This window comes from Streptococcus salivarius, assembly GCF_000785515.1.
Lineage (GTDB): Bacteria > Bacillota > Bacilli > Lactobacillales > Streptococcaceae > Streptococcus > Streptococcus salivarius.
The window spans coordinates 1354577-1374093 of record NZ_CP009913.1 but is presented as its reverse complement, the minus strand read 5'-3'; the positions used below and the strand labels follow the sequence as shown (position 1 = coordinate 1374093).

Annotated in this window: 21 protein-coding genes; all 21 read left to right on the top strand. The window is 39.8% G+C overall.

Translation table 11 applies throughout. The features are described 5' to 3' along the window. Window positions 1–136 precede the first annotated feature (136 nt). On the top strand, window positions 137–817 hold the full coding sequence (locus SSAL8618_RS06590) for a response regulator transcription factor (RefSeq protein WP_004182305.1): 681 nt from the start codon (window positions 137–139) through the stop codon (window positions 815–817). Continuing rightward, window positions 807–1781 carry a sensor histidine kinase gene (locus SSAL8618_RS06585; protein WP_038676285.1) on the top strand — a complete coding sequence of 325 codons (975 nt, stop codon included), beginning with the start codon at window positions 807–809 and terminating at the stop codon, window positions 1779–1781. Before SSAL8618_RS06590 ends, SSAL8618_RS06585 begins: the two co-directional genes overlap by 11 nt. A 144-nt stretch (window positions 1782–1925) precedes the next feature. Further along, a complete protein-coding gene (locus tag SSAL8618_RS06580; RefSeq protein ID WP_038676282.1) occupies window positions 1926–2684 on the top strand; it encodes an ABC transporter ATP-binding protein in 759 nt (252 codons plus the stop codon). Between the two features lies 1 nt (window position 2685). Next, the gene (locus tag SSAL8618_RS06575; protein ID WP_038676280.1) at window positions 2686–4686 is read left to right on the top strand and encodes an ABC transporter permease; all 2001 of its coding nucleotides are present in this window, start codon (window positions 2686–2688) and stop codon (window positions 4684–4686) included. Window positions 4687–4770: 84 nt separating this feature from the next. Next, window positions 4771–5265, top strand: coding sequence for a YkgJ family cysteine cluster protein (locus tag SSAL8618_RS06570; RefSeq protein ID WP_004182309.1), 495 nt, complete (start codon window positions 4771–4773; stop codon window positions 5263–5265). Window positions 5266–5277: 12 nt separating this feature from the next. Then, window positions 5278–5943, top strand: coding sequence for a hypothetical protein (locus SSAL8618_RS06565; protein WP_038676278.1), 666 nt, complete (start codon window positions 5278–5280; stop codon window positions 5941–5943). 137 nt (window positions 5944–6080) lie between these two features. Continuing rightward, on the top strand, window positions 6081–6758 hold the full coding sequence (locus tag SSAL8618_RS06560) for a hypothetical protein (RefSeq protein WP_038676276.1): 678 nt from the start codon (window positions 6081–6083) through the stop codon (window positions 6756–6758). Between the two features lie 66 nt (window positions 6759–6824). Beyond that, a complete protein-coding gene (locus tag SSAL8618_RS06555; protein WP_038676274.1) occupies window positions 6825–7706 on the top strand; it encodes an ABC transporter ATP-binding protein in 882 nt (293 codons plus the stop codon). Continuing rightward, window positions 7703–8440, top strand: a complete 738-nt coding sequence (locus SSAL8618_RS06550) for an ABC transporter permease (protein ID WP_038676273.1) — start codon at window positions 7703–7705, stop codon at window positions 8438–8440. The genes SSAL8618_RS06555 and SSAL8618_RS06550 overlap by 4 nt, the downstream gene beginning before the upstream one ends. Before the next feature lie 10 nt (window positions 8441–8450). Next, window positions 8451–8900: a cytidine deaminase family protein gene (locus tag SSAL8618_RS06545; protein WP_004182315.1), complete on the top strand. Its 450-nt coding sequence runs from the start codon at window positions 8451–8453 to the stop codon at window positions 8898–8900. Window positions 8901–9040: 140 nt separating this feature from the next. Continuing rightward, complete coding sequence (locus SSAL8618_RS06540; RefSeq protein ID WP_038676270.1) at window positions 9041–9976, top strand: bile acid:sodium symporter family protein; 936 nt, start codon at window positions 9041–9043, stop codon at window positions 9974–9976. 347 nt (window positions 9977–10323) lie between these two features. After that, window positions 10324–12093, top strand: coding sequence for an Hsp70 family protein (locus SSAL8618_RS06530; protein WP_038676266.1), 1770 nt, complete (start codon window positions 10324–10326; stop codon window positions 12091–12093). A gap of 10 nt (window positions 12094–12103) precedes the next feature. Then, the gene (locus tag SSAL8618_RS06525) at window positions 12104–13459 is read left to right on the top strand and encodes a J domain-containing protein (protein WP_038676264.1); all 1356 of its coding nucleotides are present in this window, start codon (window positions 12104–12106) and stop codon (window positions 13457–13459) included. A gap of 4 nt (window positions 13460–13463) precedes the next feature. Then, a complete protein-coding gene (locus SSAL8618_RS06520) occupies window positions 13464–13949 on the top strand; it encodes a hypothetical protein (protein ID WP_038676262.1) in 486 nt (161 codons plus the stop codon). A 149-nt stretch (window positions 13950–14098) separates the two neighbouring features. Further along, on the top strand, window positions 14099–14308 hold the full coding sequence (locus tag SSAL8618_RS06515; protein ID WP_004182317.1) for a hypothetical protein: 210 nt from the start codon (window positions 14099–14101) through the stop codon (window positions 14306–14308). 10 nt (window positions 14309–14318) lie between these two features. Beyond that, a complete protein-coding gene (locus SSAL8618_RS06510) occupies window positions 14319–14498 on the top strand; it encodes a hypothetical protein (RefSeq protein ID WP_004182318.1) in 180 nt (59 codons plus the stop codon). A 74-nt stretch (window positions 14499–14572) separates the two neighbouring features. Beyond that, window positions 14573–15373 (top strand): ABC transporter ATP-binding protein, encoded by an 801-nt coding sequence (locus SSAL8618_RS06505; RefSeq protein WP_371212468.1) that lies wholly within the window; start codon window positions 14573–14575, stop codon window positions 15371–15373. Next, window positions 15370–16107 (top strand): ABC transporter permease, encoded by a 738-nt coding sequence (locus tag SSAL8618_RS06500; protein WP_014621744.1) that lies wholly within the window; start codon window positions 15370–15372, stop codon window positions 16105–16107. Before SSAL8618_RS06505 ends, SSAL8618_RS06500 begins: the two co-directional genes overlap by 4 nt. Next, on the top strand, window positions 16100–17194 hold the full coding sequence (locus tag SSAL8618_RS06495) for a sensor histidine kinase (RefSeq protein ID WP_038676259.1): 1095 nt from the start codon (window positions 16100–16102) through the stop codon (window positions 17192–17194). Before SSAL8618_RS06500 ends, SSAL8618_RS06495 begins: the two co-directional genes overlap by 8 nt. Continuing rightward, window positions 17191–17793 (top strand): response regulator transcription factor, encoded by a 603-nt coding sequence (locus SSAL8618_RS06490; protein ID WP_038676257.1) that lies wholly within the window; start codon window positions 17191–17193, stop codon window positions 17791–17793. The genes SSAL8618_RS06495 and SSAL8618_RS06490 overlap by 4 nt, the downstream gene beginning before the upstream one ends. 183 nt (window positions 17794–17976) lie before the next feature. Further along, the gene (locus SSAL8618_RS06485; RefSeq protein WP_038676256.1) at window positions 17977–19515 is read left to right on the top strand and encodes a DUF262 domain-containing protein; all 1539 of its coding nucleotides are present in this window, start codon (window positions 17977–17979) and stop codon (window positions 19513–19515) included. Window positions 19516–19517: the final 2 nt, after the last annotated feature.

Here is a 19517-nt window from a genome sequence, read left to right as displayed (position 1 = left end):
CAAAGGATTTTTCCTATGAAAACGCACTATTTTAAAAGTTGGAAAATTCAATCTAACATTATTGTAAGATTTGCTGAGAATGGTCGTTTCTTATAGCATTTCTGTTATAATAGTGGGAAATGAAAGAGGTAGAGTTATGCATAAGATTTTATTAGTGGAGGACGACGAGGTTATCCGTCAACAAGTCAAAAAAATGCTAGAACAGTGGGGTTACGAAGTTGTTCTTGTTGAAGATTTCATGGAAGTATTATCTATTTTTGTAAAAGTAGAGCCCCACTTGGTTCTTATGGATATTGGTTTACCTCTATTCAACGGTTATCATTGGTGTCAGGAAATTCGTAAGGTCTCCAAGGTGCCTATTATGTTCTTGTCTTCCAGAGATCAGGCCATGGATATTGTTATGGCAATCAACATGGGTGGGGACGACTTTGTGACTAAACCTTTTGACCAAAATGTTCTCCTAGCAAAAATTCAAGGGCTTTTGCGTCGTTCTTATGAGTTTGGTAAGGATCAGAGTCTCTTGGAATATATGGGTGTGATTCTGAACCTTAAGGCCATGGATTTGGTTTATCAGGGAGAGGTCGTTTCTTTGACAAAGAATGAGTTTCAGATTTTACAAGTTCTCTTCGATCATGCTGGAAATATCGTTAGTCGGGAAGACCTGATGAAGGAGCTTTGGAACAGTGACTTCTTTATTGATGATAATACCTTGTCTGTAAATGTAGCTCGTTTACGTAAGAAGTTAGAGGCAGTGGGCTTGAAGGATTTTATTGAAACCAAGAAAGGTGTTGGCTACGGGTTGCGTCATGATGGGTAAGTGTCAATTTATCAAATACCATATTAGGTCTCGTCTGACTTTTTATCTTTTGTTTGTCTTTAATGGAATCATATTGGTCTTGTTTGCCTTTTTATTTGAAGAGGCGGTAGATATTCTTTATTATGCCTTGACCATAATGACCTTTGTGACTATCATCATGGTTATTTGGGACTTGGTTAGGTCCTATCACTCTTATAACTTAGCCTATCTCTATGAGGAAATCACACCATCAAGTCCTTTAGAATTTTACCTGGCCCAAGCTTTGGAAAGTGCTAGGGAGAGCCAGATGTCTCAGACTGAGGAGGAGCGCAAGCGCTATACAGATTTGATGGACTACTATACGCTTTGGGTGCATCAAATCAAGACACCAATAGCAGCCAGTCAATTATTGCTTCAGGATGTTACGGATAGTAAAACGAGGGCTCTCTTGGAGCAAGAGGTATTCAAGATTGATTCTTACACCAATTTGGTTTTGCAGTATTTGCGTTTAGAGAGTTTTCATGATGATTTGCAGTTGAGGCAGGTTACATTAGAACCCTTGGTTAAAGAAGTTGTTAGAAAACATAGTCTTTTCTTTATTCAAAAAGGATTGACTATTAATCTACATGACTTGGATGTTAAGGTCGTTTCAGATGAAAAATGGCTCTTGGTTATCATAGAGCAGGTCTTGTCAAATAGTTTGAAGTACACAAAAAGTGGTGGTATTGAAATTTACTTCAAAGATAACGGGCTTCATCTTAAAGATTCTGGGATTGGTATTAAAAATAGTGATATTCTACGGGTTTTTGAGCGTGGCTTTTCAGGTTATAATGGCCGACTGACTCAGCAGTCCTCTGGGTTAGGTCTCTATCTTTCTAAGAAAATTGCTAATCAGCTCGGACATGATATTAGTATTAGCTCACAAGTAGGCCAAGGAACCACTGTTTCCATTCATTTTCAAAAGCAGAAGTTGGCGATTGATTAATAACTTACAAAAGTGTAAGAAATATGACCACAAATGAAAGCAAGGGTTATGGTTGAGACCTTGCTTTTTCTATAAAATGGTATCAGAAGTTAAGTAAGAGGTTCCTAAAACCTCTTCCAAGTCTATTAAATAAAGGAGCTTATTATGGCGTTATTAGATGTTCAACATGTTAAAAAAATCTATAAAACACGTTTCAAAGGAAATCAGGTTGAAGCCCTTAAAGATATCCATTTCACGGTTGAAAAGGGTGAGTATGTTGCAATCATGGGTGAGTCTGGCTCAGGAAAATCAACCCTGCTCAACATCCTTGCCATGCTTGATAAACCAACAGCAGGGCGTGTTTATCTTAATGGTATGGACACAGCAACCATCAAAAATAAGGATGCTTCCAGTTTTCGTCGTGAAAAATTAGGGTTTGTTTTCCAAGATTTCAACCTTTTGGATACCCTATCTGTTAAAGATAATATCTTACTACCTTTGGTCCTTTCTCGACGCCCACTTAAGCAAATGATGACACAAGTAGAAGCTATAAGTCGTCAATTGGGGATTCATCCCTTGCTAGAGAAGTACCCTTATGAAATTTCAGGTGGACAAAAGCAAAGGGTTGCGGTTGCGCGTGCAATCATCACTAAACCAGAAATCCTCTTAGCAGACGAGCCAACAGGTGCCCTGGATTCCAAATCTTCAGCAGCTCTCTTGGATGTCTTTGATGCGATCAATGCCAGTGGTCAGACCATTCTTATGGTAACTCACTCGACAGCGGCTGCCAGTCGTGCACAGCGTGTTCTATTCATTAAGGATGGTATTCTATATAATCAAATCTTCAAAGGGGATAAGTCTGAACATCAAATGTTCCAAGAAATTTCCGATACACTTACAGTAATGGCAAGTGAGGTGAACTAATATGTTTCTTCTGACCAATAGACTGGCTTTGTCCAATCTCATAAAAAATCGTAAGCTTTATTATCCATATGCTTTAGCAACTATTCTGGCTATTGCCATTACCTATATTTTTACATCTTTAACGCTTAATCCACATCTGGATAACTTAACTGGGGCAGATTCTATCAAGGCGGTTTTGGGTATGGGACTTGGAATTGTCGCCCTCTCTTCTGGGATTATTGTTCTCTATGCCAACAGCTTTGTTATGAAAAATCGTTCAAAGGAGCTTGGTCTCTATAGTGTACTAGGCTTAGAGAAGCGTCACCTCTTTAGTATGATTCTAAAAGAAACAGTGATTCTGGGTTTTGTGACTCTGCTTCTAGGTATTGGTGTGGGGGCACTATTCGATAAACTCATTTATGCTTTTCTTCAAAGGCTTATCGGTGAAAGTACTGGTTTAGTTTCGACCTTTCAAGTAGTGACAATTCCTATTGTTCTTGTCATCTTTATTTGTATTTTTAGTTTGTTGATTTTGGTAAATGGTTTCCGATTGCTACGACTTAATCCTTTACAATTAACCAAAGATGGCCTTAAGGGTGAAAAAAAGGGACGTTTCCTAGTTATTCAGACCTTTTTGGGACTCGGGGCTATGGGGTATGGTTACTACCTTGCTCTCTCTGTTAAGGATCCAGTAATGGCTATTATGAGTTTTTTCTTGGCTGTTTTACTAGTTATTCTAGGAACTTATCTTCTCTTTAATGCCGGGACAACAGTCGTTCTGCAACTCTTGAAAAAGAAGAAAAACTACTATTACAAGCCTAATAATATGATTTCCATTTCCAACCTTGTCTTTCGGATGAAAAAAAATGCAGTTGGTCTGGCGACTATTGCTATCCTCTCTAGCATGGTTTTGGTGACGCTTGTAGGTGCTGCAAGTATCTATGCTGGTAAAAAAGACTATCTAGCGAGTGTTGCTCCACATGATTATTCAGTTACAGGGTCGAATGTAGATTTAACAAGCACACAGAAGATTATGGATGATTTCTTAGCACAGTCAGGAAATCAGGTAAATGAAAAAGCAGAAGTAACTTACCTCTACTTTGGTATCAAAGAACAAGAAAAAAATAAGCTAACCATCTTTCCTGAGAATGAAAGAAAAGTTCTGCCAAAATCAATTTTTCTTGTCTTCTCACAAGCTACTTATAAACAATTGACAGGTAAAGACCTCAATTTGGCTTCAAACCAAGTTGGTTTATTTACTAAAAATAAAATATTAAAGGATCAAAAGAGTTTGTCTTTCAATGGTCAAACCTACCAGATTCAGGATGACATTAATGACTTTATTAAGGGTAAAGTACCCAATATCTTTACAATCATAGTTTCTGAGTATAACTATCTTGTTGTTCCTGATATGGATGATTTTAAAGAAAGTGTCAAAGGAACAGCAACCACTCAAGCTACCTATGTTGGTGTTAACGTCAAAGATCCTACACATGATGCCAAGAAAAATTCAGATTTGCTAGACCAAATGACAGATAAAGAAACACAACAGTTAGCTGGACAAACTACTGGTGTCTCTCAGTCTTACCTCACTTCTAATAGCCAATATGATACAGAAGGGATGCTAAATGGCTTTGTTGGTGGAACCTTATTTATTGGTATCTTTTTATCCATCATCTTTATGCTGGGCACAGTTCTTGTAATTTACTATAAACAGATTTCTGAAGGTTATGAGGATCGTGAGCGTTTTGTTATTCTTCAAAAGATTGGGTTGGACGACCTTCAAGTCAAGCAAACCATTCGTAAGCAAGTTCTTACGGTCTTCTTCCTCCCTTTGATTTTTGCCTTTATTCACTTGGCCTTTGCCTATCATATGCTCAGTTTGATTGTGCGTATTATTGGGGTTTTCAACCCAAGTCTTATGTTAGTGGTCACTATCATTGTTTGTGGGGTCTTCTTCCTAGCCTATGTCTTGGTTTTTGCCCTTACTTCACGTTCATATCGTAGAATCGTATCAATGTAACTGACCTAGAGTCTAGCTTCAAACTAGGCTCTATTTTTTTATGCTATAATAGATGACAGAATTATAAATCATCGGAGAAAACACATGTCACAGACCATTGATGTCAAACGTTACGAGGAATTGGCACGTCAAAAGCAGGGGGAGCACCGTAAATTTCTAGCACAACTCAAGAAGAAAGCCCCTAAAAATTTAGATAAGATTGTTCAGCAGGTACACAATGAAGTCTTTCAGGAGATTGATTGTGTCCAGTGTGCCAATTGTTGTAAGACGCTAGGCCCAGACTTTACAGAGCAGGACATTACTCGTATTGCCAAGCATTTTCGCATGAAGTTACCTGCTTTCGAAGAGATGTACTTGCAGGTTGATGAGGATGGTGACAAGGTCTTCAAGTCCATGCCTTGTCCTTTCTTAGGGCCTGATAATCTCTGTGATATCTATGATGTCCGTCCTAAGGCTTGTGCAGCCTTTCCTCACACGGATCGTAAGAAAATCTATCAGATCAATCATCTGACTATTAAAAATACGCTTTTCTGTCCAGCTGCCTACCTTTTTGTGGAAAAACTCAAGGATAGGATTTAGAAAGGAACTGTTATGAGACGCTTTAATGCAGGTGTTATCACCCTACTTATTATTGCTGCCTATTTTATCGCGACAGCTTTCATTCCAGATTTGTATTTGGCCTTTAATTATAAGTTGATTTTGGCCTTGCTATTTGTGCTTTTGAGCTGGCAATCTAAGGGGAAATTTCTCTTTTTCTTGGGGATGGCTTTTCTATCAACCTATATTCATGACCTCTTTAGATTGGACTATTCAGAATGGACCCTCTTTGTAGGGATTCTTATCTTGGGAATTGCGGTGGACCGTTTGAGCAAGCCAAGTTATAAGAAGAACTTTTCTTACAAGGTTTCTAAAGAACATGAGCGAGAGATTTTCGCTAAGACATTATTTTCAGAGTCTGTTCAGGTGGTGACTTCTCAAAACCTCGAAACTGTCTATGCCAATGCCGATTTTGGACGTTTGACTTTAGATTTGCGTCAGGCTCAGTTTATGACGGACCGACCTCAGATTGTGGTTCAGGCAAATTTTTCTCAGGTTATCATTCGAGTTCCTAAGGATTGGCAAGTGGATACACACGGACTTCATACAAGCTTAGCAGGAGTGAAAGGCTACGATAGTCTAGGAGAACGAGACTTGTCTAGCACGACAGTAGCTCTAACAGGTTCAGTATCTTTTGGACAGGTAACTGTCAAACATTGAAAATAATGAAAGAGCGAAAGCTCTTTTTTTCTTGCAAATCCTTTTAATATAACATTGAATACGTTTACAAATAGTGCTATACTGATAGTGAAAATAATTGGAAAATTGCAATCATTTCTTTAGAAAGGAGTCTTCTTATGCAACGGTTTAATGCTCGGGCCTTCTTATTGCTTTTACTAGCAGCTTGTTTTATCGCTAGTGCCTTTATTCCAGATTTTTGGATCATGGTCAATTATAATCTGGTTTTCTTCGTGGCCTTCTTTTGTTTTGGTATCTTGAATAGGCGACCACTCCTCATTTTTCTTGGTTTGGCCTTCTTATCACCCTATGTTCATGACTTGTTAAACCTCGATTTTGCTCAGTGGAATCTCTTTAGTGGTATCTTTCTAATTGGCTTGGCCTTAGAGCTTTTTTATGGCCGTAGTCAAAAGAAAGGCCTTACTAAAGACTACAAGGTTAATAAGAACGACCAAGAGGGACCTCATATTTCTGTTAAGACCTATATGGCTGAGGATAGGTATCGTATCTATTCTCAAGAAGTCGAAACGGTTGATATGAATCTAGCTTTTGGTGAGCTTTGGCTGGATTTGAGTCAGGCCAGCTTTGCGTCAGATCAGGTAGCTGTTCATCTTGATGCTAAGTTTGGTGAAGTTCATATCCGACTTCCTCACGGCTGTGTCATGGATAGCACTGGAATTTCACATCCTCTATCATCTGTGAAGGTGGATCGTTTTGAATCTGATTTCGAGAAAGTTGAAACTAGGCTTCATCTGAACGGAAGTCTCTTCTGTACCGAGTTGGAAGTGGAGTATTAAGGGAAGTCCAATGATGTCAGCGATATTGTCAAGCATGGCATCTATATAAAAGAAAGGAAAGCATTGATGGGTGAGACAGTTATTCAGGTTTCTTCTCTTGGAAAACGTATCAAGGGAAAGACCATTTTAGAGGATATTAGTTTTGAGATAAACAGGGGCGATTGTGTGGCCTTGATTGGACCTAATGGGGCAGGTAAGACTGTCTTGATGTCCTGTATTCTTGGCGATAAAAAGCCAAGCAGTGGTCAGGTCCTCATTGATGGTAAGGCAGGTAAGGCCAAAAATAAAATCGCAGTTCTCCTTCAGGAAAATACCATTCCAAATAGTTTGAAAGTGGAAGAGCTAATTGCTTTCTTCCAATCTATTTCTGATAATCCCTTGACCAATCAAGAGGTGCAAGACCTCTTACAATTCAAGGAAGACCAGTACCAGCAGTTTGCGGATAAACTCTCTGGTGGGCAAAGACGTCTTCTAGCTTTTGTCCTTTGTTTGATTGATAAACCTAAAATCCTCTTTTTGGATGAACCGACAGCGGGTATGGATACCTCCACTCGTCAGCGTTTCTGGGAGATTGTCAATGACTTGAAAAAAGCTGGGACAACTATCCTCTATTCCTCTCACTATATCGAAGAAGTGGAACACACGGCTGACCGTATCTTAGTCCTCCATCAAGGGAAACTCATCAGAGATACCACGCCATACGCTATGCGACACGAAGAGAAGGAGAAGCAGGTCACTCTTCCAAGTAGCTTTGTTAACATTGTTCACGGACTCTCAGACATCTATGAGATTACTGAAAAGAGAGATGTCATCAGCTTCATGACCAAAGATATCGAAAAGGTATGGCAAAGTCTTGAAAATTCGGGCTGTGGAATTTCTGATATTGAAATTCAAAATAAAACACTCTTGGATAGCCTATTTGATTCAACAAGGGAGGACAAGGCATGAAAGCATTACTAAAAATTGAATGGATTAAAACGTGGCGAAGTTGGCCAGTCTTTATCATGGGAATCGGGATACCTGTCGGATTTTTCCTCCTTTTTTCTAGTATCTTCTCAGCACCTACTCCAGAAGCTCAAAAAGAGTTTTTGCTGTCTTATATGCTGACCATGACTGGCTTCTCCATGTCTAGTTTTGGTTTGTTTACCTTTCCCTATATGTTGCAAGAGGACCGAATTGAACACTGGTTGACCTATATCGAGCACTCAAAGGTTAGTATTGCAGCTTATTATCTTTCTAAAATCTTTCGTGTGCTTCTAAACTTTATGGTTGCCATCATTGTGACCTTTTGTGTAGGTGCCTTTTTCCGAGATGTAGAGATGCCATTCTTTAGATGGGTAGGGTCAGGTGCTCTCTTACTTTTGTCCGGTCTGCTCTTTCTAGCTTTTGGTTTACTTATCGCTCAGATTAAATCTCAACAATTCATGTCTCTTGTGGCAAATATTATTTACCTTGTCTTGCCTATAGTGAGTGGTTCATGGGTTCCTATTTCCATGTTCCCTAAGTGGGTTCAGAGCATCTCTGAGTGGACACCTGTCTATCATGTCAATGAATTGGTCGTTAATTTTGCTATCAATGGGAAATTTTCATGGAAATCACTCCTGTTTATTGTAGCTTATACTGCAGTAGCAACAGGGCTTGCACTCTTTATCAAGTCTCAAAGGGAAAGTGATCACGGTTAAGGGAGAAATAATGGATATTTGGCAGAAAATGTATGAAAAGGCTCAAGCCTTGTATCAGCCACAGGAAGTCTCAGACTTTGTCTATGCTAGACACGTTGTGGCTGCCGTTGAGGCTGGAGATGGGCAAATTTTCACGGGCTTTTGTATGGAAGGAACGTGTGGTGTTTTCCATCTATGTGCCGAAAGAGCTGCCCTTTTCAATATGTATCAAGAAACTGGTCAAACTAAGGTCAAGCGTATTATCGCCTTTCGTGACCAGCCACCTCATGGTGGACCATCTGGCATGCCTTGTGGGGCTTGTCGAGAATTTCTAATGGAACTCCATCCTGACAATCGTAACTTGGAGTTTATGGTTGACTACGACACACGTCAAACCATTACTTTGGGCGAATTATTGCCACTATGGTGGGGCGAAGAACGGACTCAACAGTTTGAAGAGAAGTTAGAAGATAAGTCTTAAGGTTTATAAAATCAATAATCCTCGCATTCTAAATGTGAGGGTTATTGTTTTGAAATTAATTTCAGAAAATTCGAAATTTACCTTGAAATTCAAAATGAAAGTGCTATACTATTCTGTGAAAATAGAAAGAAGGTTTCATTATGGAGTCACTTGTATCTTTTAGTAAATGGCTCAGCAAATGGTTTACTGTAGCTGTTATCCTCTGGGCGACCTTTAACTATGCCCTTCCCGTAACTAGTAGTTGGGTTATTCCCAATACGGCTTATCTGCTTGGTTTGATTCTCTTTGGTATGGGACTTACCTTAACCACTGAAGATTTTAAACGTATTGCTAAGCGTCCAATTCCAGTTGTTCTTGGGACTGTTGCCCATTATGTCATCATGCCTGGTTTGGCTTGGTTACTTTGTATGATTTTCCATCTGAAAGGTGCGACAGCAGCAGGGGTTATCCTTGTTGGGTCTTGTCCAAGTGGGACTTCATCTAGTGTCATGGCCTTCCTTTCAGGTGGGGATGTTGCCTTGGATGTCTCTATTGAAACCCTCTCAACTCTCTTGGCCCCACTCATGATTCCAACCCTCTTGTCATTCTTGGCTGGTCAGTACGTGAGTGTCCCTGCCCAAAGCCTCTTCCTTAGTACCTTGCGTATCGTGGTTGTCCCTATCATCTTGGGTGTACTCATTCACTCAATCTTTGGTAAGAAAATTGATGCCATCATCAAGATTATGCCTTTGATTTCTCAAGCTGCCATCCTCTTGATTGTTGGAGCAGTGGTTTCTGCCAACCATGCCAATATTTTCACAGCAGCGACAGCCCTTGTCATCCCAGTTGTCATGCTCCACAACCTTTGTGGTTATGCCCTTGGTTTTGGATTTTCAAAAATCCTTGGTTTGGAAGAACCACAACAAAAAGCCATTACCTTCGAAGTGGGGATGCAAGACTCAAGTCTTGGAGCAACCCTTGCCATGAAATATTTCGTGCCACAAGCTGCGATTCCATCGACTATCTTTAGTATTTGGCACAATATCTCAGGTTCCATCCTCTCATCATGGTGGAAGAACCATTCAAAAAATAATTAATAAGATAATGAAAAGCTGACCTTGGGTCGGCTTTTATTTTAATAAAGAATCTTTTTCGAGACTTTCCTTAGGTGATGACGAACGTCAGCGAACGTCAAAGAAGTTCCATGCCTAAGTTTCGAGTCTAAGGTCTCGAAACTTCCGAACCCCTGAAGTTTAAGTTCTTCAGGGGGGGTATCACAGTGAAAAGTCTTAGTTATACTCACTTCGTTCTCAAAGAGAATCATCTGTCATTCTTTGCTGACTTTCTTAGTTCATGGCACATTTGAAATAGTTTACTTACTTCCTGAAAAGGACGTTTTTGACTATGTTATAATGGAAGGACAAAAGCAGTTTAGGAGAATGTTATGGCAACAATTGGTATTGATTTGGGGACGACTAATAGTCTAGCGGTTACCTATCGTGAAGGTGAGGTTGAGCTGATTCCAAATGGTTTTGGCGAATATTTGACGCCTAGCGTGGTTCATGTGTCGGACGATGTCTTGACGGTTGGAAAAATTGCGAAGGAACGCTTAGTGACTGATCCTGAGAATACGGCCCAACTCTTTAAACGTTCAATGGGAACCAATGAAATCTTTTACCTTGATGGGGAAGTTTTCTCGGCAACTGATTTGTCAACTTTGGTGGTTAAACAATTAGTAGCTGATGCGGAGAGTTACTTAGGTGAAAAAGTAGATGAGGTGCTCATTAGTGTGCCGGCTTATTTTAACGAGAAACAACGCTCTGCGACCAAGGCTATCGGACAACGATTGGGCATTAAGGTGGAACGATTGATTAACGAGCCTTCTGCGGCAGCCATTGCTTGTCACAAGATTGGCAAGGACGAGTCTTTCATCGTCTTCGACTTTGGAGGAGGTACGCTTGATGTTTCTGTGGTTGATTGTTTTGATAATGTGATTTCAATTGTTTCTATTGCAGGTGATAATTTCTTGGGTGGCAGCGACTTTGATAAGGCTATCGCTGAAGATTTTTGTCAGTCTCAAGGGATTGATTTGGAGAAGTTAGACACCAAGCAAAAGTCTAGTCTCCTCTTGTCTTCAGAACGTTGCAAGCTCAAGCTACAAAAGGAAAAACTAGCTGCAGTCTCCTTGACCTACGATGACCAATATTACATGAAACAATACACTCAAGCTGAGCTTAAGTCCATTATTCAACCTGTTCTTGATCGTGTTAAGAAAGTCATTGGTAGAGCGGTGAGTGATAGCGGCTACAGGGCTCATGAGCTAGATGCCTTTATCTTGGTCGGTGGGTCTAGCATGATGCCTTTGGTTCAATCCTATATCATGAATCTTCTCAATCTTCCTATTAAGCGTTTGAAGGATATGGATGAGTTGGTTGCGCGTGGTTTGGGGACTTATTTAGCTGTTAAAGAGCGTCAGGAAAAGGTCAAAGATTTGGTAATTACTGATATTTGTCCTTTCTCATTGGGAATCAGTGCCTATGACTCTGACTTTGATAAAAATATCTTTTCAAAGGTTATTAATAAGTTGTCTGTCCTTCCGACCTCAGCCAGCAAATATTATTATGCCAGTCGCGGACAGAAACAATGTCGCTTTATGATTTATCAGGGAGAATCGCTCGATCCTGAGGCAAATCTCTTTTTGGATGAGTTTATTATCGATGTTCCTGGGACTGCGACTAAGACAGAGTTTTTTGAGACTACCTTTACTTACGATATTAATTCCATGCTCTATATAGAGGTTAAACTGGGGTCAACAGGTGAGACTAAAACGTATCGTATTGGTAGTCAAAGTAAAATCGAAGAGGTTGACAAGAGTGAGCATCTGGAGAATATCAAGCTTGTCTCTAATCAATTGTCCTTTGAGGCCGACTTTAAAACGCAGACTGAGCGGGCCTATCGTTTAATTATGGAAATGCCTTATAAGATGCAATTACATTTTTTGTGGCAAATGGAAGATTTTGAAAAAGGCTATCAATTGGCTATTAACAATATCAAGAAGCGAAAAGAAATCGTGAAACGCTATCAAGCTTATCTTGATAGCATTGAAAATATCATGTCACTAGATGATTTGGATATTTTCCGTCAAGAAAAAGACGACCACGGGGAGAATGGCGAGCCCTTTGATAGGTCTGATGACCCTAATTTCTGGAGATAGGAGGTGACGCATGAATTTTTGGTCCATTTTAGGCATTCAACCAACCAATAATCTTAAGGACATCAAGAGAGCCTACGCCAAACAGAGTAAGGTTTACCACCCTGAGGATGATCCTGAAAATTTCCAACGCCTGCAAAAGGCTTATCAAGAGGCCCTTGCCTGGCAAAAATCGCAATCTGGAAATGAGGATGTGAGTGCTGTCATAGGCCATAAACAGGCTGATGGCAGCGTTGTTGGGATGGTGTCTGCCTCCCAGCTAGACGCTTCCTTTAAACAAGCTGCAGATGCTAGCAAGTCTGGTCAAGGGCAAGAAAGCATTGATGAACTTGAGCTTACAGATTATGCGACTGGAAAAGTCGACGATGAGCAAGTGACTGAATATGAGGTCCAGCAGGTGGATGCTGAAGAAGAGCAGAAGCAACTGGATGAGCTAACTTCATCAGATACTTATGAAACGTTCAATCATAGTGAGCCTTATTCAAGGACTCGCGAGGATTCTGTTCTTAGAGAAGATTTAGCTATCGAAAAGCAGGATAGTTTTCTTCAGACTGTTGAGCTATATTTCCTATATAATACTCTGACTATTTCTAAACTCAAAGATTATATGAGTGAGTGTGCTGCTTTGGGCTGGTTGGAGGATCAGGATTTTGCCTACCGTTTTACCAAGACTATTGGCACCATACTTGAAAGAGGTGGTCTAAGTTATGAGACCTTGGAAGGAATTGAAAGTCTAGCCAAGGATTATGATTTTGCATTGTTGGAAGACTACCTTTGTGACCTCTTGGATATGAGACACAAAAAGACCGCTTGGCAAGGACCTCCTCTTCGTCCAATGACAGAAGTGACAGAGCAGACACGGACAGGTGGAGGGGTGATTGTCTTATCCTTTCTAGTAATGGTATGTGGTATTTTTTTCCTAGCCAATGGCTTTTTCACACGAGCAATGGTCCAGTCACAGCCTAAGAAGATTCAAGTTATTTCGGGGCTTTCAGGAAATGAGTTGGTTACACAGGGAACGGTAGATAAGGCAGCTTCAGCCATATCTGATTTGGCTAAAAAATCAGATAAGCCTATTTCTGATACCAAGAAAGTGGTCTATGACCAAGCTAGTTCAACCTTTGTGATTGAGGATAGCTCGACAGGACAGCGTCAAGAACTACCAGGTGTGACAGAGGTTTATGTCCTGCCAGTTTATGAAAATGGTCAAGAAGACAAGGGGATAGCCACAAGTAACGACGGTAGCAATTGGGAACTCAGAGATACTGATGGCCAAGTTCGTGGTCCAATTACTTTATCAGTTGCCATGTCATCAGATATTGCTATCAAGAGTGAAAATGGTAGCTACACTACGGTAGAAAAGGAGTAGAGACATGAAGGATTTTATTTTGAGAAATATTGAAAGAGTCTTCTCTCTCCTCCTTACAGGTATTTTTCTAGCCCTGCTGTATTTTGGAAATGAGAAAGGTTTGCATCTCTGGTTTGACAGTGGACGTGAGAGTGGTAGTCTGGGCTTGGTGACAGGAATATTTATCTTTTTTGTACTTGCTCTTTCTGCTGGCATTTGGGTACTAACGGATAAATTTCTTCTCTTTATTTTAACCAAGATGGGCTATTATAGCGAAGACTGGTCTAAGGTTGTAGGTGTCATCATTGGAAAGAGAATTGCTAAGGCACCAAGAACGAGTACCAATCATTTCCTAGTCGTTAAAGTTGGTGAGGCAAAACGTAACTTCTTCGTTAGTCGAGATGACTTCTATACCCTTGAAAAAGGTGATTGCCTTTGGCTACGGAAAGTCAGAGTGCATTATAAAGGACGTGTCGTTCGCACTTATTACGAACTTGATGAGAGATATTAGACTATAGAGAGCTGACCTTGGGTCGGCTTTTTTACGTCACATGACAAATGTCATGTCATGTCATGACATCTGGTGCTAAAAAGAGAATGACCAAAAAGATATACTTTAGTCATAACTTAGAAATAATAAAAAACGAAAGAGGTCATCTCATGAAAATCAAAACATCTTACCTTATCTACGCTGTAATCGGAACTGTCTTTGCTGGACTTAGCATGTTTACTGATATCTTTGAAAAAGGGAACTTTGAAGCTATCTTCTCAAATTTGGGCATGATTATTGGCTTGTCTATCTCAGCTTACATTCTTATCACTATGGCTAAAAGTTTTATCGATCTTGTCATTAATGAATTGAAAAACTAGGAGGCCCAGTATGAAACTATTGAAAATACTAAGCATTATGCTCCTAGCGGTAATTTGGACCATCCTCTTTGCCTATGTCCTACTTCATGGCAGTAGTGATATTCTCTACAGTGTCATGGGGGTATCTGTTGCAGCTTGTTATGTCTTTTTAGCCTTCTATCAAAAGAAAGGAAATCACACACATGAGTGAAGCAATCCTTCAAGTCACAAATCTTGTAAAAAAAAATCAAAGGAAAAACAATTTTAGACCATATTAGCTTTGAGGTGGGACAAGGAGACTGTCTTGCCTTAATCGGGCCCAACGGTGCTGGTAAAACGACCTTAATGTCCTGCATTCTTGGTGATAAGAAAGCCAGTAGCGGTCAAGTTTTTATCAAGGGCAAAAAGGGAAAAGCGCAAGATCAAATTGCTGTTCTCCTTCAAGAAAATACCATTCCCTCACAATTAAGAGTAAAGGAACTGATTGCTTTTTTCCAAGATATTTCTGAAAATGGCTTATCTAAAGAAGAGATACAAGCACTCTTACAATTCAAAGACGACCAGTATCAGCAGTTCGCGGATAAACTCTCAGGGGGACAAAAACGTCTTCTTGCTTTTGTCCTCTGTCTTATTGGCAAGCCTGATATTCTGTTTTTAGATGAACCTACAGCAGGGATGGACACTACGACACGCCAACGCTTTTGGGAAATCATCAATGATCTGAAAAAGTCAGGTGTGACCATTCTCTATTCGTCCCACTATATCGAAGAAGTCGAGCACACAGCTGACCGCATTTTGGTTCTTCATCAGGGAAAACTCATCAGGGATACTACGCCACATGCTATGCGTAGCGAAGAAAAGGAAAAGCAAGTCACCTTAGCAAGTCGCTTTGCGTCAAGTCTTGACAAACTGGCAGCCATTTATGATGTGACTGAAAAACGTGATGTAGTAACCTTTATGACTAAAGATATTGAAAGTATTTGGAGTAGTTTGCAAGCTCTAGGCTGTCGCATTTCTGACATTGAAATTCAAAACAAGACACTTTTAGATAGCCTATTTGATAGCACAAGGGAGGACAAGTCATGAAAGCACTACTTAAAATCGAATGGATAAAAACATGGCGCAGTTGGCCAGTCTTCATCATGTCCATCGGAATGCCCGTCGGATTCTTCCTCTTGTATTCAGGTATGGAAATGAGTCCTGACCCTGAATCACAAAAAGCCTTTATCTTGTCCTATATGTTGACCATGACTGGGTTTTCCATGTCTAGCTTTGGTTTCTTTACCTTCCCCTACATGCTTAGAGAGGACCAAACCGAGCACTGGCTAACCTACATCGAACATTCAAAAATCAGTATTCAGGCCTATTACCTGTCAAAAATCTTCCGAGTTCTTATGAACTTTATGGTTGCTATCATCGTAACTTTCTGTGTGGGAGCTTTTGTGCGTGATGTTAAGATGCCATTATCACATTGGCTCGGTTCAGGTGCTCTTTTACTCTTGTCAAGTCTAGTTTTCCTCTCCTTTGGCTTACTCCTAGCCCAAATTAAGTCCCAACAAATCATGGCTATCGTCGGAAATATCGTCTTTCTTGGACTTGCTATTATCGGTGGCTCTTGGATGCCAGTAACCATGTTTCCAAAATGGGTTCAGCACATTTCTGAGTGGACACCCATCTATCATATCAATCAATTGGTAGTCAATTTTGCGAAAAAAGGGGAATTTTCATGGAAATCTCTCATTTTTATCTTGGTCTATGCTACAATAGCTACAGGCTTAGCCCTTTTTATCAAATCGTACAGAGAAAGTGACCATGTTTAGAACATACCAGAAAAATGATTTCGCTTATTTTGTTAGTCTGATTTTCCTAGTCTTCCCAGTATTGGGAGTTTTTGGTGGCTATTTTCCAGTTTGGACCTTAGTTTTGACAGGATTGTTTACCATCGCTTATCTCCTTATGGTGTATTTGAAACAAGCCTATAGCAAGTGGATTCCCTTTCTGTGGTTTTACACTTTAGCTTACATTATCTTTATGTCCATGACCTTCCAGGGGGGCATGATGTGGTTTGTTTTTTTCAATGTCAATCTTCTCGTTTGGCGCTTTGAGGATAGCATATCATCTTATCGATTCTTTTCCTTTCTAGTGACCCTCTTGATTTTGACGTCATCATCCTTCCTATTGACAGACGATTTGAGTACCCACCTCATGTCTATGGCTATTACCTTATTTTCTTTGGGAATGTACTATTTTCAAAACCGTATACGTCAGGAGAGAAAGATGGAAGAGGCCCTTGCGGAGCAGAATCGGACCATTAATATCCTGTCAGCTGAAAATGAGCGCAATCGTATCGGTCGTGATTTGCACGATACCTTAGGACATACCTTTGCCATGATGAGTCTTAAAACCGAGTTGGCTCTGAAACAGATGGACAAGGAGCAGTATGAAGCTGCTAGAAAGAATCTGGAAGAATTGAACCAGATTAGCCGAGACTCCATGTACGAGGTGCGTGAGATTGTCAATAAGCTCAAATACCGAACGGTGGCAGAGGAGTTACTGGAACTCGAGCGACTCTTTGACCTATCAGATATCGTCTTGACCGTGGATAGTAGCCTTGACTTAGACATCCTGTCACCTGTTAGCCAGTCGACCTTGTCCATGGTGCTTCGTGAACTGGCCAATAATGTCATCAAACATAGCCAGGCTGATAGCTGTCAGATTCGTCTAAGACGTGATCGTGGTATTGTCCTTGAGTTTGAGGATGATGGTTGTGGCTTTGAGGAAGTCACTGGACAAGAACTACACAGTATCAGAGAGCGCCTGAGTTTGGTAGATGGAGACTTGGAAATTGTGTCTCAATCGCATCCAACAATCATTCGTGTGCATTTGAAAGAGGGAGGAAAAGCATGAAATTATTAGTTGCCGAAGACCAGTCAATGTTGAGGGATGCCCTCTGCCAACTCCTCATGCTGGAGGACGATGTTGAAGAGGTCCATGCGGCCAGTGATGGCCAAGAAGCCATTGCCCTCTTGGAAAAAGAAGAGGTCGACGTAGCCATTTTAGACATTGAAATGCCAATCAAGACAGGACTTGATGTCCTGGAGTGGATTCGTGCCAATCAAAGTGAAACGAAGGTTGTTATTGTGACCACCTTCAAACGAAAAGGCTATTTTAAACGAGCCCTTGCAGCCCAGGTGGATGCCTACGTGCTCAAAGAACGTTCCATCAGTGACCTCATGGCGACCATCCATACCGTCCTAGCAGGACAAAAGGAGTACTCGCCAGAGCTAGTTGAAGGTGTTGCCTTTGACAATAATCCACTCAGCCAACGCGAACAAGAAGTCTTGGCCATGGTGGCTCAAGGTTCAACCAACCAAGAAATCGCAGAAAGTCTCTTTCTCTCAAACGGAACCGTCCGAAATTACATGACAGCTATCCTGACCAAACTTGATGCAGGCAACCGAACAGAAGCCGTCCGCATTGCCAAAGAAAAAGACTGGTTGGGATGAGGAGAAGTTTATAAAAGAAATTTTATTAATTAAAGGTCACCATATGGTGGCTTTTTTCATGCCGTCACGATATAGAAAGTATTTTGCATTTTTTCCAATATTTTGCTTTATAATAGTGCTATAATTGTAGATGATAATTTTGTCAATTCTAATAACAACGTTTGGAAGAAAAGGAGATATCAAATGGTAGTTTCTGAAAAACGAATTGAAGACTTAAAAGGGTTAAAATTTAATGTTCCTTCATATCAAAGGGGATATCGCTGGACTGAACATGAGGTTACAACTCTTTTAGAAGACCTCTATACACATAGTAAACAAAACAGAGATTATAAGTACTGTTTGCAGCCCTTGATTGTTAAGAAAGTTTCAGATAATACTTATGATGTCGTTGATGGTCAACAGAGGCTAACAACAATCTTTATTTTTTTGAAATTTATGTCTGCTGAATTTAGTAGTGGTCGTAGAAGAAGTAATCAATATGATTACTTTGAGTTGGTTTATGAAACAAGAGAACAGAGTGCTAAGTATTTAAAAGAATTAAACTTTGATACTTATCAAAAAATCGAAGATTATGATATTGACGCAGATCATATCAGTAAAGCTTTTGCTGCTATCGATAAATGGGTGGAACGAGAAGATATTAATTCGGATAATGCTCTACACGATATTTATCAAGTCTTAACAGAGGCTGTTTTCTTTATTTGGTATGAAATTGATGAGACAGAAGACCCTATAAAACTATTTACTAAAGTTAACTTAGGTAAGATTCCTTTGACTAATGCTGAGCTCATTAAGGCTCTATTGTTAGATCAAACTAATTATGAATCTGAAAATGATAGTGAAAGGATACAAAGGGGGATAGATTGGGATAATATTGAACATCGACTTCAAGAGGAATCATTTTGGAAGTTTCTTACAAATAGTGAGAATTATGTCACTAGGATAGATCTTTTGTTTAACCTACTTGAACATGGTACTTTAGAAATACCCCAAAATGATATTTACTCAACTTTCTACTCAATCTACGCAAAATATCAAAATGCCGAAAATAAATCGATTTTTATAAGTGACTACTGGAATAATGTCGACTTATTATTTGAAGAATTAACTAACTGGTACACGGACTTAAATAGATATCATCTAATTGGTTATCTCTTATCGGTTGACGATAAGAAGATCGAAAAAGTCCGTGAAGCTACAAGAGAGAAGAAAAAGTCAGAAGCTTTTTCTAAATTAAAAGACCTTGCTTATAAAACTCTTCCGAGTGATATAGCATCTATAGAAGAACTTTCCTATGGCAATAAAAATAAAGAAATCAGATCTTTTCTTTTACTGTTTAATCTCGTTACTTTGATTAATAAGAGTGAAAAACAATATCGATTTCCTTTTGATATTTATAAGAAAGAGAAATGGGATATCGAGCATATTCATGCTACGGCCGATGAGACTGCTGAAGCTGATGATAGTCTAGCTAATTTAACCTTGCTAGACTCTAATACGAATCGCTCTTATGGAAATAGCCCATTTGACCAAAAGCGTAGAATTATCATTGAGGTTGATGCGGAAGGAAAATTTGTACCTGTTTGTACGCGCAATGTGTTCTTGAAAGTCTACAGCAATGAGGTAGATGGATTTGACGACTGGACTGATAAGGATAAAGACGGTTATATTCAAGCGATAAAACAGGAATTCAACCAATTTTTTGGAGATGATGAGGAGTAGTC